This window comes from Kitasatospora sp. NPDC127067 (genome assembly GCF_042724755.1).
Classification (GTDB): domain Bacteria; phylum Actinomycetota; class Actinomycetes; order Streptomycetales; family Streptomycetaceae; genus Kitasatospora; species Kitasatospora lactacystinica.
In genome coordinates this window covers 12,891-27,058 of record NZ_JBHXEM010000066.1, presented here as the reverse complement: position 1 = coordinate 27,058, position 14,168 = coordinate 12,891, and the positions used below count along the sequence as shown (strand labels likewise).

The following is a 14,168-nucleotide window of genomic DNA, read 5'->3' as shown; positions in this document are numbered from 1 at the left end:
ATCGCTCCCATCAGAGCACCGTCGAGAGGAAGGCCCGGGTGCGGTCGTGCCGCGGGGCGGTGAACACCTCGGCCGGGCTGCCGGCCTCCACGACGGCACCCTCGTCCATGAAGACGACCCGGTCGGCGACCTCGCGGGCGAAGCCCATCTCGTGGGTGACGACGATCATCGTCATGCCGCTGCGGGCGAGGTCGCGCATCACCCCGAGCACCTCGCCGACCAGCTCCGGGTCGAGCGCGGAGGTGGGCTCGTCGAAGAGCATCAGGGTCGGCTCCATGGCCAGCGCCCGGGCGATCGCCACCCGCTGCTGCTGGCCGCCGGAGAGCTGGGCCGGGTAGTGGTCGGCGCGGTCGGCCAGGCCGACCCGGGCGAGCAGTTCGCGGGCCCGGCGCTCGGCCTCCCCGCGGGGGCGGCCCTTGACCGCGATCGGGCCCTCCATGACGTTCTGGAGCGCGGTGCGGTGCGGGAAGAGGTGGAAGCGCTGGAAGACCATGCCGATCCGCTCGCGCTGGTGGCGGATGTCGCGCGGCCGGCGCTCGCGCAGTCTGTTGCCGGAGGCGCCGTACGGCTCGTAGCCGACCGGTTCGCCGTCCACCTCGATCCGCCCGGCGTCGATCTTCTCCAGGTGGTTGAAGCAGCGCAGCAGGGTGGACTTGCCGGAGCCGGAGGGGCCGATCACGCAGAGCACCTCCCCCGCCCGGACCTCCAGGTCGATGCCGCGCAGCACCTCCAGGTCCCCGAACCGCTTGCGCACCTTCCGGGCCGACAGGACCACCTCGGCGGCCGGCTTCCCCAGGTCCGTGGTCGTCACTTGACCTCCCCCTTCTTCACGCGCTTTCCCGCTCCGCCGCGCCCCGGGCGCAGGTTGGCCAGCACTCGGCGGTGCAGCGCCGGCGGGGCGCCGGCCGGGTTGAACCTCCGCTCCACCGCGTGCTGGGCGACGCTCGCGATGGTGGTGAGCACCAGGTACCAGATGGACGCGACGATCAGCAGCGCGATCACCTCGAAGTTGGCGAGGTAGAGGTGCTGAGAGACGGTCATCAGGTCGGCGCCGGCGATGACGGAGACCAGCGAGGTGGTCTTCAGCATCGAGATGAACTGGTTGCCGAACGGCGGGATGATCACCCGCATCGCCTGCGGCAGCACCACCCGGGTGAGGATCTGCCGGTTGGACATGCCCAGCGAGGCGCCCGCCTCGCGCTGCCCGGGGTCGACGCTCTGGATGCCGGCCCGGACGATCTCGGACATGTAGGCGCCCTCGTTGATCGACAGGCCGAGCAGCGCCGCCACGAAGCCGGTGATCAGGGTGTTGGACTGCCAGCTGACCAGCTTGGGCCCGTCGAACGGGATGCCGATGCTGATCTCCGGGAAGAGCAGCGCCAGGTTGAACCAGAAGATCAGCTGGACCAGCAGCGGGGTGCCGCGGAAGAACCAGGTGTACGCGCCGGCGGTGGTCCGCAGCACCGGGCTGTCGGACAGCTGCATCACCGCGGCCACCACGCCGATGACGATGCCCACCACCTGGGAGATCAGGGTGAGTTGGACCGTCACCCAGAGCCCTTCCAGGATCACGCCGTCGAACTGGTACTTGGCGACGATGTCCCAGTGCAGGTTGGGGTTGACGATGACGGTCCAGGCGAGCCAGACGGCGACGAAGGCGGCCGCCAGCACGGCGAACCAGCGTGCCGGGCGGGGCCGGCCGGTCACCTCGAAGGCCAGGTCGTCGTCGACGTGGCCGGCGGCGGCCGTTCGGGGTGCCGGGGCGGGCGTCGCGGGGTAGGCGGGCGTCGCGGGCGCGGGCGCGGGCGCGGGCGCGGGCGTCGCGGGGTCGGCGGGGATCCCGGGGTCTCTCATGTCGGTGCTCATCTCGTCGGTGCCGCCGTTCTCACTGCGCCGCGTTGACGGTGGCGCGCTCCACCGCGCTGCCGCCGACCTGGTAGGTGTCCAGCACCTTGCGGTACTCGCCGCTCTCGATCAGCTCCTGGAGCGCCTTCTGCACCGCGTCGCGCAGCCCGGCGTCCTTCTTCGCGACCGCGATGCCCCACGGCGCCGTGCCGTACTGGTCCGGCAGCACCTCGTAGGAGCCGCTGTTCTGCACGAACATCTGCGCCACCGGGTAGTCCACGATCGTGGCGACGGCCCGCTCGCTGTCCAGCTGGAGCAGCCCGGTCGGGGCGTCCTCGCTCTGCGAGATCGCCATCCTGGTGGCGCACTTGGCGTTCTGCTGCTCGCCGATCTCCAGGTTGGAGCTGCCCTTGGCGAGGACCACCTTCTTGCCGCAGAGGTCCTCGATGGACTTGATGCCCTCGGGGTTGCCCTTCTTCGTCATGATCACGCCGCCGGTGCGGAAGTAGTCGACGAAGTCGACGGCCTGGCGGCGCTGCGCGCTGTCCGTCATGGAGGACATCACCAGGTCGTAGCGGCCGGCCTGGAGGCCGGGGATCAGGCCGTCGAAGGAGGAGTTGGCGAGCTCCAGCTTCAGCCCGAGCCTCCCGGCGACGGCGGCGGCGAGGTCCGGGTCGACCCCGGTCAGCTCGGTGGTGCCGGTCTTGTACATCTCCATCGGCGGGTAGCCGACGGAGGTGGCCACTCTGAGCACGCCGCTCTGCTTGTTCTTCGCCGGGAGCAGCTCGGCGGCGCTCTTCCCGGAGTTCTGTCCGGCCTGCGCCGCGCCGGCGGCCGGGGAGCCGCCCTGGTCGGAGCGCCCGCAGGCGGTGGCGGCCAGGACGACCAGGGACAGTGCGGCCAGACAGCGCAGGGAACGGGGGCGGTTCATCGGCTACTCCCTCGGGCGGTGACGGTGCGCCGATGCTGGCAGCCGGGTCCGGGTGAACGGAAGATGATGAAGCCATTGCTGCCTCACCAACGATTTTGGTACGGCTGACCGCCCTGTCCTGCGGGCTTCCGGCCGTGCCCGACCGTGCCCGACCGGCCGGGTCAACCGGTCAGCCGTCAGCCGGTCAGCCGGGTCAGCCGGTGAGCCACGGGGCCTCCGGCAGCTTGGCGTCCGCCTGGCGTCCGGTGAGCTCGACGGTGGTGGGGGTGCCCAGCCCCGGCATCCGCATCGTCACCCGGCGCAGCCCGCCGTCGCCGTCGACCCAGTAGGTCAGCGGCGAGCGGGCGCCGTCGGGCGCGGAGCCCTGGGCGCGCGGACCGGCGAAGCGGTCGTAGCCCTTGCCGTCGATCCGGTCCCGGCCCAGCCAGCGGGCCCCGGACTGGGCGAGCAGCAGCGGGTTGTCGGGGCGGTCCGCGCCGAGCTGGACCAGCAGGTTCAGTCCGGCATCCAGCGGGTCCGCCGTGTAGGTCCGCGGTGACCAGCCCTGGCGCGGGATGCGCTCGGCCTGCTGCCAGGCCGGGGCATCGGTGGCGGGGGCGGTGGCGGTGTCGGTGCCGGCCCGGTCGGGGGCCAGCCCGAGGCCGCCGGTGTCCCAGACGATCAGGCCGTGGTCCAGCGGTCCGCTCGCGCCGGTGGTCCGGTAGCGGCCGACCCCCCGGTGGTTGCGGTAGTCGACGACCCCGTCGACCCGGATGGTGACGCCCCCGCCCTCCTCGGCCGTGAGCGTCACCGCCACCGGGCTCGCCTGGTAGAGGTTCAGGCGCGACAGGGCGAGCCGGCCGGCCTCGTCGGTGGTCACCGGGCGTTCGACGGCCTCGTCGGAGACCGTCCGGTAGACGGCCACGCCGCCCGCCGCGGCGCCGCACACCACGATCGCGATCAGGGCCTTGAGCCAGTGGGACCGCCGTGGCCCGCGGCCTTCGGCCTTCGTCCTGCGGGGCATGCAGCCGCTCCCTTTCCTCGGTCGGACATAACAGTCGGGCGGGCCCGGGGACCAACGGTCCCACGAACCCGCCCGATCGGGCCCGCTGCCGGGCCCCCTTCACGTACCCCGCGCGGGGCTAGCCGCGCCGGGCGGCCTTGCGCCTGCGGGCCATCAGCACCGTGGCGGTGCCGAGGGCGATCAGCGCCGCCGCGCTGGTCAACACGATCGGCATCCCTTCACCCGCACCGGTGTTGGGCAGGTGCCCGGACGCCGGGGGCACCGGGGCCGGGGGCACCGGAGCCGCCGACGTCGGCGCCGGGGTCGGCGTCTCGGTCGGGGTGGGTGTCGGGGTCGGCGTCGGGGTGGGGATCAGCTTGTTGACGGCCGTCACCTCCACACCGGCGTCGAGGTTCGCCGAGGTCAGCTTGAGCGGGCCGAGGACGGTGACCTCCGGCGCCGCGTAGCCGTCCGGCGGGCTCAGCTCCTGCCAGTAGTACGTCCCCGGCACGCCGGTGCCCTGGCAGATGCCGTCGGCGCCGGTCGTGCAGGGCTCACCGACCTTGGTGTCGGGCTTGTCGCCGGTCGGCTGGAGCCCGTCGGTCCCGTTGGTCTCGTGCCACAGCTGGAACTTGGCGCCGGCCAGCGGCTTGCCGTCCTGGTCGTGCTTGACCAGGCGCAGCGCACCCTCCTGCAGCCGGAAGCCGAAGTCGTAGGTGTGGTCGTTCTCGCCGGGGCCGCCGGTGGTCAGCGCCCGCTCCGGGAACCTGCCGTCCTTCGGAACGATGCCCTTGGAGTCGATGAAGTGGTTGTCACCGACGTCGTGGTCGGTCGGCACCCACTGGAAGAGGGGGCCGTCCTTGGCGTAGTCCGCCGGGTTGTCCAGCTTGATCGTGTACTTGGTCCTCGGCTTGAGGCCGCCCTCGACGTTGCTGTCGTCGAAGTAGTACTCGCCGCGCTTGGTCGTCTTCGTCGTACCGACGAGCTTCCCCGTCTCGTCGTACAGGTGGACGGTGGCACCCGGAACCGGCTTCTGGCCCGGCAGTTGGAGGCCGCTGCGCTCGGGGTCGTACCAGACCCGGTTGCCGATCTGGAGCGGAGCCTGGTCGCAGAGCACCTCCAGGTCGCCCATCGCGGCGCCCTTGCCGAACGGCGGGACGCCCGGGGCCGTGTTGAGCCGCACGCCGCCGTCCGCCTTGCCGTCGCGCTTCTGGAAGGCGCTGCCGTAGCCGAAGGCCTTGCTGTCGCTGTCGTAGCCCGAGATCACGATGGAGTCCTCGGCCTTCGAGAACGCCATCCCGGCGTTGGCGGGGTTGTTGTGGCCGATCCGGCTGTTGTCGAAGAACCGCTGGCCCCGGGTGGTGGACCCGCAGCCCAGGTTGGTGTCCAGCACGTAGGTGCCGTTCACCGGGCAGGCCTTGATGAGGTCACCGCCGGGCAGGACCATGGAGCCCTGGCCGGCCGTCGGGCCGGCCGCCGACTGGTCGCCGAAGCGGTCCCGGAAGGCGAGCAGCATCGAGCCGTCGGTCTCGAAGGCGATCTCGGCCACCGCCGGCTCGGGGTTGGCCAGGTAGTTGGCCCCGCAGGCATGGCCGTTCTGGGTGGTCGGGAAGCTGTCCTGCCACGGGAACCAGCTGGAGCCGGGGCACTGGGTGCCGACCGTGTTGCCGCGCGGGTAGTCGAGCGGCTGGTTCAGCACCGCCGACTTGAACGCGCCGGTGGCCAGGTCGAACGGCAGCACCACGGCCCGCAGGTCCGAGGCCTTGCCGGTGGACTCGCCCGAGCAGACGCCGCCGAGGAAGCCGGCGCCGTCCTGGATGCCGAGGCCGTACGGGCGCCAGTCCCCCGGCGCCGGGCAGCCCGGGTCCGGGATGGCGTAGGCGGCCTTGGGCGCGGCCGCCGTCGCCGCGGTGGCGTCGTAGCGGTAGAGCTTGCGGTCGTGCAGGTTGACGACGAAGAGGTCCTTGCCGTCATCGGTGATCTTGATGCCGCCGAGGCTCTCCTTGCCCGGCGCGGCCAGGAAGCCGTCGTCGTTGCCCGGGCTGTGCGGGGTGGTGCCCGCGTCCGGGACGGTGGCGAACAGCGTGGTCTTCTTCGTCGCCCAGTCGGTGACGTAGATCCCGCCCGGGCCGCCGGGGCCGTAGCCGGTGGTCCGCTTGGCCTGGGCCGAGGAGAACACCCGCCGGTCGGCCTTGTTCCAGGCGATGCCGTAGAGGTTCCCGGTCTGCCCGGCCGTGGCCACGTCGGTCAGGGTGAAGTCGGTACCGGCCGTTCCGCGGGCGTCGTACGGGAAGGACACCAGCGTGTGCTGGGCGTCGCCCTCCCGGGGCGGGTTCTGACAGGTCGACACCAGCGGCGCGTTCTTCTGGCAGTAGTCACCCGGGCTCCAGAGCCCGGTGGTGATCTCCACCTTCTTGCCGCCGGAGAGGTCGACGAACTCCTCGTTGGAGCTCAGCTTGTTCGCCCCGCCGTCCAGGCCCTCGCGGGAGGCGAAGGCCGGGTAGAGCACGCCCGGCTTCGGATTCACCACCTGGACCCGGTACTTGCCGCCGGTCAGCTTGCTCGCGGCCGGTGCCAGCGTCACCGTGCCGTCCGCCGCCGTGGTGCCCTCGACGGAGGCCCCGGCCTCGTCGGTGAGCGTCACCTTCACGCCCGCCATGCCCGATTCCAGCCCGGGCGTCCACACGCCGTCGGTGTCCACGGCCCGGATCACGTGGACCGCCACCGTACCGTCACCGGTCTGGGGGAAGGCCGGAGGGGCCGCCGCCAGGGACCAGGATCCGGCCAGCACGGCCAGCGTCACCGCGCCGCCCGCGGTGCGAAGGCCCGCGGCGCGGCGGCCGGGCGGGCCCGTCCGCCGTCCGCCGGGGCCGCGCGCGGCACCGGCGGTTCGTTCACTTGTCGTCGTCATCCCTGCTCTCATCGTCAAGTTGGGCCTGCCGCCCGACCTCATGAGCGAGTTCGAGAGTGGCGGAAAGCCGCCATTGTTAACGGGAGCTTAAAGGGACTTCACACAAGTTCGCCGGGGAACAAGGAACTTTGACCCGCCATCAGGCGTTACGAGACCGTCTCGGCCGTTCGGCCGGCCCCGCCCGCACCCGGCTGACCAGCGGGGACCGTCCGGCCACGCCCCGCCGCCGCCGTTCGTCGCCCTCCCACGCCGTTGACCGTCGAACACGCTTCCCGCCGGAACCCCGCACATCCGCCCCGACTCACCCACCCCACGCACAACTTGAGCACCGATTGGCCCCGGTGCGGGGCGGGCTGGCACGATGTCCGAATGCGCATTCTGGTCATCGGCGGCACCCGCTTCATCGGCTTCCACTTCGCCGAGGCGGCCCTGGCCGCCGGGCACGAGGTCACGGTGCTGCACCGCGGCCGCTCCGGCGCCGGGCTGCTCCCGGACGCCACCCACCTGATCGCCGACCGCGACGCCGACCTGTCCGCGCTGCGCGGCCGCAGCTGGGACGCCACCGTCGACCTCTGCGCCTACTTCCCGCGCCAGGTCAGGGAGTTGGCCGCCGCCCTCGATCCCGGCGCGGCCGGGCGCTACCTGCTGGTCTCCTCGCTCTCGGTGTACGACGCCCCGGCCGCCCCGGGCTTCGCCGAGGACTCCCCGCTGCTCCCCGCCGACGGCCCGGAGGCCGCGGAGGTCACCGCCGAGAGCTACGGCGTCCTCAAGGTCCAGTGCGAGCGCGCCGCCCGGGAGGCCTTCGGCCCGCAGACGCTGCTGATCCGCCCGACGTACGTGATCGGCCCCCGCGACTACACCCACCGCTTCGACCACTGGGTGCAGCGCCTCGCCCGGGGCGGCGAGGTGCTCGCCCCCGGCCGGCCGGACGCGCCGCTCCAGGTGGTCGACGTCCGCGACCTCACCGCCTGGATGCTCGGCCTCCTCGCACAGGGCGCCCGCGGCGCCTACCACGCCGCCACGCCCCCGCCGTTCGGCATGGGCGACCTGCTGGACGCCGTCGCCGCCGCGGTCGCCCCGCCCGGCACCACGCTCACCTGGGTGTCCGAGGACTTCCTGCGCGCCGCCGGCGTCCCGGAGCGCGCCCTGCCGCTGTGGCCCGCCGCCCCGGAGATCCGCGCCACCAGCACCGCCGATCCGGCCGCCGCCCTCGCCACCGGCCTGACCCTCCGCCCGGTGGCCGAGACCGCCCGCGACATCCGGCCGTTCGAGCCCCTGCCGGACGCCCTGACCCCGGAGCGGGAGGCCGAACTCCTCGGCGCCTGGCACCGGCGGCAGGCCTGAGGGCCGCGGCCACAGCCGCCGCAGCCACCACCGCAGCCACCGGCGTGGGGCCGACCGCCGCCCCGCAGAAGCCGGTCCGGCCCCGGCCCGGACATCTCCCGGGCCGGGGCCCACACGCCGCTCGCGCACCGCTTCGCCCCCGCGCCGCTCGGCCCGCGAGGCCGCTCAGCCCGCGACGGGCGGGTTGAGCCGGGCGAAGGCCTCCTGCCGGCGGTACGGGAAGTACGGGTACGGCGCGGTGCGCGCGCTCGCCGCGTCCAGCCGGGCCACCTGGTCCTCCGTCAGCGCCCAGCCGACCGCGCCGAGGTTCTGGCGCAGCTGCTCCTCGTTGCGGGCGCCGATGATGACCGAGGAGACGGTCGGACGGCGCAGCAGCCAGTTGATCGCCACCTGGGGGACGGTGCGGCCGGCCTCGGCGGCGACCTCGTCCAGCGCGTCGACCACCCGGTACAGCAGCTCGTCCTCCACCGGCGGGCCGTAGTCCGCGGTGTCGTGCAGCCGGCTGCCGTCCGGGAGCGGCTGCCCGCGGCGGATCCTCCCGGTGAGCCGACCCCAGCCGAGCGGGCTCCAGACCAGGGCCCCGACGCCCTCCTCCCGGGCGAGCGGCATCAGCTCCCACTCGTAGTCGCGGCCGACGAGCGAGTAGTAGACCTGGTGGGCGGCGTACCGGGGGCGGCCGTGCCGGTCGGCGAGGGCGAGGGACTTCATCAGCTGCCAGCCGGAGAAGTTGGAGACGCCGGTGTAGCGGATCTTGCCGGCCCGGACCAGGTCCTCCAGGGTCGCGAGCACCTCCTCGATCGGGGTGCCGGCGTCGTAGGCGTGCAGCTGGAAGAGGTCCAGGTGGTCGGTGCCGAGGCGGCGCAGCGCGTCGTCCACGCTCCGCACCAGCCGGGCGCGGGAGGTTCCGGCGTCCTGCGGGCCGTCGCCGGTGGGCAGTCCGGCCTTGGTGGAGATCAGCACCTGGTCGCGGCGGCCTCGGATCGCCTGGCCGAGCACCTCCTCGGAGGCGCCGTCGGAGTAGACGTCGGCGGTGTCGAAGAGGGTGACACCGGCGTCGATGGCGATGTCGAGCAGCCGACGGGCCTCCTGGACGTCGGTGGTGCCCCAGGCGCCGAACAGCGGGCCGCGGCCGCCGAAGGTGCCGGTGCCGAGACTGAGCGCGGGCACCTTGAGCCCGGACGCGCCGAGCCTGCGGTACTCCATGTCGGTGGCGATGGTCATGACGGTTCTCCCCTCGGAGCCCCTAATGGGACTCCCGTTCCGTTAGGATGCCCTGAACCTAGCAGACCTCACGCTTCTAATGGAACAGGAATCCCGTTAATGGCCGTCGAGCCCTCCACGCCCGAGCCCTCCACGCCCGGCACGGTCCGCCCCGGCGGCCGGACCGCCCGGGTCCGCGCCGCCGTCCTGCGCGCCGCCGAGGACGCCCTGGTCGAGCGCGGCTTCAGCGGCCTCGACCTCGGCGACATCGCCCAGCGGGCCGAGGTCGGCCGCACCACCGTCTACCGCCGCTGGGGCAGCACCACCGCCCTGGTCGCGGACCTGCTCGCGGACATGGCCGAGCAGTCGCTGCCGCGCACCGACAGCGGCTCCCTCGCCGGGGACCTGCGGGCCAACGCCCGGCTCGTCCAGCGCACCCTGGCCGACCCGCGGCAGGGCGCGCTCTTCCGCGCCGTCATCGTGGCGGCGACCTGCGACCCCGACGCGGCCGAGGCCCTGCGGCACTTCTACCGGCGCCGGGTCGAGGAGTGGGCGCCGTGCGTCACCGCGGCCGTCGAACGCGGCGAACTCCCGCCGGACACCGACGGGTCCGAGGTCGTCCGGGCGGTCTCGGCGCCGCTCTACTACCGGATGCTCACCACCGCGGAGCCGCTGGACGAGGCGTCCGCCGACCGTGCGGCGGAGGCCGCCGAGGCGGCGGCCCGGGCCGGGGCGTACCGGCGCCGGGACGGGTAGGGCCGGCCCCCAGGGACGCGAACGGCCGCACAGCGCCGAAGCGTTGTGCGGCCGTCGGGCCCGGGTGGGCCGAGGTGGGCCCGGAAATGGCCGGGAGGGCACGGGAAGGGCCGGGAAGGGCCCGGGGCGTCAGCCCTCGTCCAGGTCCTCGTACTCCTCGCGCAGGTTCTCCAGCAGGCCCACCCAGAGGTCCGACTCGTCCGGTCCCTGCCCCGCCGCGGCCACCAGCGCGGCGAACTCGTCCAGCGCGGCCCTGGCGTCCCCACCGCGGATCCGGCCCTCCAGACGGGCCAGCAGCCCCAGCGCGCCGATCACCTCGGGCAGCGAGTCGGCCGCCCGGCCGCCGTAGCCGCTCCCGTGGTCCCAGCCGTTCGGGTCGTAGACCCGTACGGCGCCGGTGTCGCCGGCCACCATCAGGTGCTGGTCGTCGAACGTGCCGACGCAGTACCCCCAGTTGCTCGGCGGGGTGTCGTCGTCCGGGGTGCGCTCGCCGAACAGCTCGTCCAGGTCCGCCTCCCACATCCCGCGCTCGGGCAGCTTCGTGGCGTCGAAGCCGAGGAAGTCCAGTTCGACGGCCGGCACGCCGACCTCGGTCAGGAACGCCCGGGCCTCCTTCGACGTCAGCCGCTCGGGCAGCGCCGCGGGCTCGGGCCGCCACAGCGTGCCGGGGCCGAAGCAGGACTCCAGCCAGGCCGCGTCGGGGTTCCGGACGGCGGCCGTCAGCTCGGCGTCGGTCGTGGTCATCGGTGCGTCTCCCCCGGTCGGAACGGTACTCCGGCGCCATTCAAACGCACCGCTCCGACAACGAGGGCCGCCGGGGGGCGCCCCGACGGCCCTTCCGGGGCTCCGGCCCGACGGCCTAGAAGAAGCCGTCGTCCTCGTAGTAGTTGTTGACGACGACCTGCGGGTCGTCGTCGAAGGCCTCGTTCAGCAGCGCGCCGCCGACCAGGCCGGCCGCGCCGGCACCGATCAGCGCACCGGTGCCGAAGCGCCGCCCGCCCTGGGCCTGCTGGCCGGGCACCTGCGGCTGGCCCTGCTGGACCGGCTGCTGGACCGGCTGCGGGTAGCCGGCCGGCTGCGGGGTGTAGAACGGCGGCACGTTGGTCTGCACCCGCTGGGCGCAGGCCACGCAGGCCTCGATCCGGCGCGGCACGCCCCACTGCGGCGACCAGTACACCGCCGTGGTGCCGGCGCCGTGCGAGGGGTCGAAGAAACACGTCACGGGGGAACTCCCTGGTCCTGGCGGGGTCGTCGGAACGGCGGGTACGGCCGCGGGCAGCACGGCCGGCACCGCGGCCGCGACCGGAACGGGCGGCGCGACCGGCGGCGCGGGCGGCGCTACGGGCGGCACGGGCGGGGCGACCGGCGGCTTCACCGGGGCGGGCGCGGCGGCGGGCGCCGGCTGCAGGACGTCCACGCCGAAGTCGGCGGCGATGCCCGCGAGCCCCGCGGCATACCCCTGCCCGACCGCGCGGAACTTCCAGTCCGCGCCGTGCCGGTACAGCTCGCCGAACACCATCGCCGTCTCGCTGCCGGCCTCCGGCGCCACGTCGTACCGGGCCACCTCGGCGCCGGTGTCCGGGTCGGCGACCCGGATGTGGGCGCCGCGGACCTGCCCGAAGGACTGCCGCCGCTGCGCCGCGTCGTAGATCGCCACCGCGAAGACGATCTTCTCCACCCCGGCGGAGACCTCCGCGAGCCGGACCTCGATCTGCTCGCGGTCGGGGCCGCCGCCGGACCCGCCCCGGTGCCGGACCGAGCCGTCCGGGCTCTGCAGGTTGTTGAAGAAGACGAAGTGCTGGTCCGAGGCGACCTTCCCGTCCGCCCCGCAGAGCAGCGCGCTGGCGTCCAGGTCGTACCCGGCTCCGGCCGTCCAGCCGAGGCCCACCCGGACCACCCTCAGCCCGGGGGCCTGCTTGCCCAGGGAGACGTTGCCGCCCTTCGTCAGGGCCACGCTCATGGAACTCCTCCACCACCGTACGAGTACCGCTGTTCGACCACGACAACGCTGTAGAAGTTGCCTCGGTTCCCGGTCGAACCATCAGTTTTCCGTCAAGGCCGGAACACCGCCCCACCAGCGGCGGAACACCGTCCGGGCGCCCCGGCGGCGGCCGGAGAAGCACCGCGGTGGGCGCGGTGGGCGCGGGCGCGGCCTCTCCCTCGGACGGGCGGAGCGCCCGGCAGCAGGGGGCGCCGGGTCGGCACTCTGGCGGGCCGTCAGGTCCGGACCTATTGTCAGCGGACATGACATATCTACGCCGCGCCGCCGGACTGGCCGCCGCGCTCACCGGAACGCTCGCCGCCCTACTGGCCCCGGCCGCCGCCCAGGCCGCCCCGGCCGGCTGCCGCACCTCCGCCACGGTGCCACTGGACGCCGAGCAGACCCGCCTCCAGGACGCCCGCACGACCGGCTTCACCGAGCGCTCCGGCCTGGGCGAGCTGCCCGGGGGCTTCCCCGCCGCCCTGTGCGGGGCCCGCAACGCCCGGCAGGCCGAGCGGGTGGTGACCGCCTGGGGCCGGACCCTCTGGCAGGCCGGCCTGGACCGCGCCCAGGGCCGGCGGCCGAGCGGCGAACTGCCCGCCCGGGACGACCGCCCGCTGTACTGGACCAGGCTCGCCATGACCGTCCAGCTCGCCCGCTGGCAGCCCCGGTTCGGCGTCGACCACGCCGCGCTGCGGTCCCGTTTCGAGGACGCCTCGCGCGGTCTGGACGACGGCTTCGACTCCGCCCGCGGCGTCCGGCGGATCTTCGTCAGCGGCTTCGACCCGTTCGGCCTGGACACCGAGCCGCGCCGCGCCAACCCCTCCGGCTCGGCCGTCCTGCAGTTGCACGGGCAGCGGATCACGCTCGCCGACGGCAGCACCGCGGAGGTCCGGGCGGTCGTGCTGCCGGTGCGCTACGGGGACTTCGACGGGGGCATCGTGGAGCGCGCCTTCGCCCCGCACCTGCGGCCGGGCCGGCAGTCCGCCGACCTGGTCACCAGCATCAGCCAGGGCTACCCGGGCAAGTTCACCCTGGAGGAGTGGGCCGGGCGCGCCCGCTCCGCCGACCCGGCGACCGACAACGTCGCCGCGCTCTCCGGCGGCACCACCCAGCACCCGGTGGACGCCCCGGGGCTGGCCCCCGGGCCGCAGTTCGTCCGCACCACCCTGCCGACCGACGCCATGAGGGCCGTCCAGCAGCCCTACCCGGTGCTGCTCAACACCTTCGTCACCGAGATCCCGGCGGGCGCCACCGCCCCCGTGTTCCGGCCGGACGGCCCCACCCCCGGTTCCCGCGCGGTCTCCGGTGGCGGCGGCGGGTACCTCTCCAACGAAGTCGCCTACCGCTCCAACCGGCTGCGCACGATCCTCGCCCCGGGCCTGCCCGGCGGCCATCTGCACACCCCGGTCCTGACCGGCCTGCCGGCCGACCCGAACCTGCTCACCGCACCGGAGTTCGAGCGGAACGAGGCCGCGATCGGCGACGAGGTGCGGGCGATCCTGAGCACCGCCCGGCTCTGACGGACCGTCCGGGGGCGGGCACCGGCGCACCGGCCCGCCCCCGGGCGCCCGTTCAGACCGGGTCGGCGAAGCGGGTGCCCACCGCGCGGGCGCGCGACTCGGCGATCTCGGCGTAGGCGGCGTCGCGCCCCGCCCAGTGCGAGCCCTCGACGGACTTGCCGCGCTCCAGGTCCTTGTAGACCAGGAAGAAGTGGGTGATCTCCAGCAGGTCGAACCCTCGCAGGTCGTCGATGTCCCGCAGGTCCGCGTAGCGCGGGTCGTGGGCCGGGACGCAGAGCACCTTCTGGTCCGGGCCGCGCTCGTCGCGCATCACCCACATGGCCACCGCCCGGCAGGTCCGCACGCAGCCGGGGACGGCCGGCTCGCCGCCGAGCACCAGGGCGTCCAGCGGTTCGCCGTCGCCGCCGAGGGTGCCCTCGACGAAGCCGTAGTCGGCCGGGTAGCGGGTGGCCGTGAAGAGGGTGCGGTCCAGGCGGATCCGGCCCGCCGCGAAGTCCATCACGTACTTGTTCCGCGACCCCTGCGGGATCTCGATCATCACCTCGAACTCCACCGCGGCCTCCTCCTCGGCTCCTGGGGGAATTGTCCGCCGTCCGGACGGCCATCGAAAGCACCCCCGCCGTTCGACCGGCGCCGCCACCCTCCGGCGCGAACGCCCCCCGACCCGGACGGGCACCCGCGCCGCCCGCGCCCGG

General features: G+C 74.1%; 12 protein-coding genes. 3 read left to right on the top strand and 9 right to left on the bottom strand.

The window, feature by feature from the left end:
• Positions 1-10: 10 nt before the first annotated feature.
• The 5 genes from ACFWJ4_RS24785 to ACFWJ4_RS24765 form a co-directional block, all read right to left on the bottom strand.
• Positions 11-811: an amino acid ABC transporter ATP-binding protein gene (locus tag ACFWJ4_RS24785; RefSeq protein WP_380547066.1), complete on the bottom strand. Its 801-nt coding sequence runs from the start codon at positions 809-811 to the stop codon at positions 11-13.
• Positions 808-1,854, bottom strand: coding sequence for an amino acid ABC transporter permease (locus ACFWJ4_RS24780; protein WP_380547064.1), 1,047 nt, complete (start codon positions 1,852-1,854; stop codon positions 808-810). Before ACFWJ4_RS24780 ends, ACFWJ4_RS24785 begins: the two co-directional genes overlap by 4 nt.
• 31 nt (positions 1,855-1,885) lie before the next feature.
• Entirely contained in the window at positions 1,886-2,776 is an 891-nt protein-coding gene (locus ACFWJ4_RS24775; protein WP_380547062.1) for an ABC transporter substrate-binding protein, read from the bottom strand.
• Between the two features lie 193 nt (positions 2,777-2,969).
• A complete protein-coding gene (locus ACFWJ4_RS24770; RefSeq protein WP_359900257.1) occupies positions 2,970-3,779 on the bottom strand; it encodes a hypothetical protein in 810 nt (269 codons plus the stop codon).
• A gap of 118 nt (positions 3,780-3,897) precedes the next feature.
• Complete coding sequence (locus ACFWJ4_RS24765; protein ID WP_380547061.1) at positions 3,898-6,669, bottom strand: SdrD B-like domain-containing protein; 2,772 nt, start codon at positions 6,667-6,669, stop codon at positions 3,898-3,900.
• Between the two features lie 369 nt (positions 6,670-7,038).
• Here ACFWJ4_RS24765 and ACFWJ4_RS24760 point away from each other — a divergent pair, with 369 nt between their 5' ends.
• Positions 7,039-8,013 carry an NAD-dependent epimerase/dehydratase family protein gene (locus tag ACFWJ4_RS24760; protein WP_380547059.1) on the top strand — a complete coding sequence of 325 codons (975 nt, stop codon included), beginning with the start codon at positions 7,039-7,041 and terminating at the stop codon, positions 8,011-8,013.
• A 165-nt stretch (positions 8,014-8,178) separates the two neighbouring features.
• Here the strand turns inward: ACFWJ4_RS24760 and ACFWJ4_RS24755 are convergent, their stop codons facing one another.
• Positions 8,179-9,216 carry an aldo/keto reductase gene (locus ACFWJ4_RS24755; protein ID WP_380547098.1) on the bottom strand — a complete coding sequence of 346 codons (1,038 nt, stop codon included), beginning with the start codon at positions 9,214-9,216 and terminating at the stop codon, positions 8,179-8,181.
• Between the two features lie 117 nt (positions 9,217-9,333).
• Between ACFWJ4_RS24755 and ACFWJ4_RS24750 the strand changes: the two genes are divergently transcribed.
• Positions 9,334-9,969 carry a TetR/AcrR family transcriptional regulator gene (locus ACFWJ4_RS24750; RefSeq protein ID WP_380547057.1) on the top strand — a complete coding sequence of 212 codons (636 nt, stop codon included), beginning with the start codon at positions 9,334-9,336 and terminating at the stop codon, positions 9,967-9,969.
• Positions 9,970-10,098: 129 nt separating this feature from the next.
• Here ACFWJ4_RS24750 and ACFWJ4_RS24745 read toward each other — a convergent pair whose 3' ends face one another.
• Entirely contained in the window at positions 10,099-10,713 is a 615-nt protein-coding gene (locus ACFWJ4_RS24745; RefSeq protein WP_380547055.1) for an SUKH-4 family immunity protein, read from the bottom strand.
• A gap of 115 nt (positions 10,714-10,828) precedes the next feature.
• Positions 10,829-11,929 carry a TerD family protein gene (locus ACFWJ4_RS24740; RefSeq protein WP_380547053.1) on the bottom strand — a complete coding sequence of 367 codons (1,101 nt, stop codon included), beginning with the start codon at positions 11,927-11,929 and terminating at the stop codon, positions 10,829-10,831.
• Between the two features lie 284 nt (positions 11,930-12,213).
• On the opposite strand from ACFWJ4_RS24740, the gene ACFWJ4_RS24735 reads away from it, so the two are divergent.
• Complete coding sequence (locus tag ACFWJ4_RS24735) at positions 12,214-13,473, top strand: pyroglutamyl peptidase (RefSeq protein ID WP_380547051.1); 1,260 nt, start codon at positions 12,214-12,216, stop codon at positions 13,471-13,473.
• Between the two features lie 52 nt (positions 13,474-13,525).
• Here ACFWJ4_RS24735 and ACFWJ4_RS24730 read toward each other — a convergent pair whose 3' ends face one another.
• The gene (locus ACFWJ4_RS24730) at positions 13,526-14,026 is read right to left on the bottom strand and encodes an inorganic diphosphatase (RefSeq protein ID WP_380547049.1); all 501 of its coding nucleotides are present in this window, start codon (positions 14,024-14,026) and stop codon (positions 13,526-13,528) included.
• Between the last annotated feature and the right edge of the window lie 142 nt (positions 14,027-14,168).